At 39.6% G+C, this 498-nt stretch carries 1 pseudogene; it reads left to right on the plus strand.

Features of this window, described 5'->3' with window-relative positions:
* Positions 1 to 142: 142 nt before the first annotated feature.
* A pseudogene (locus R0J88_RS18770) lies at positions 143 to 498 on the plus strand (transposase); the annotation flags it as partial.

The following is a 498-nucleotide window of genomic DNA, read 5'->3' on the forward strand; positions in this document are numbered from 1 at the left end:
AACCAACAGAAGCATATTCCACTTAATATAATAGTCAGTTACTTTTAAATTAAGTGGCTTGGTCGAACTATAAGGCAATTAAACGGAACTTGATCCTCACCCGTTTTAGTGGACACCTCCTCATCACTTTGAGGAGGCTAAAATGCCTAGATATACCCAACCTAGAAAGACATGGTTTTACCCAGTTAATTTTGAAATCAAAGCAGTCGAACTAAGCTTACGAGACGATGTCATGTCAAAGGACGTTGCCGAGGCGCTAGATATTCATCCGTTAATGCTGAGTCGTTGGCGAAAAGAGTATCGAGTAGGTAAGTTTAAAAACGTACCGCGCTATCAAAGCAACAATGAAACAATGAGTAAATTCCCAACAAAAAAAGAGCTGGATAACATTCAAAAGCTTAAGAAAGAAAATGAGCGTCTTAAGCAGGAGAATGACCTGCTAAAAAAGTGGCAACGGTATCTGGCGGAAGTACATCAGAACGATTTGGATTCATCCAA

The organism is Pseudoalteromonas sp. SIMBA_162 (assembly GCF_046535955.1).
Taxonomy (GTDB): Bacteria; Pseudomonadota; Gammaproteobacteria; order Enterobacterales; family Alteromonadaceae; genus Pseudoalteromonas; species Pseudoalteromonas marina.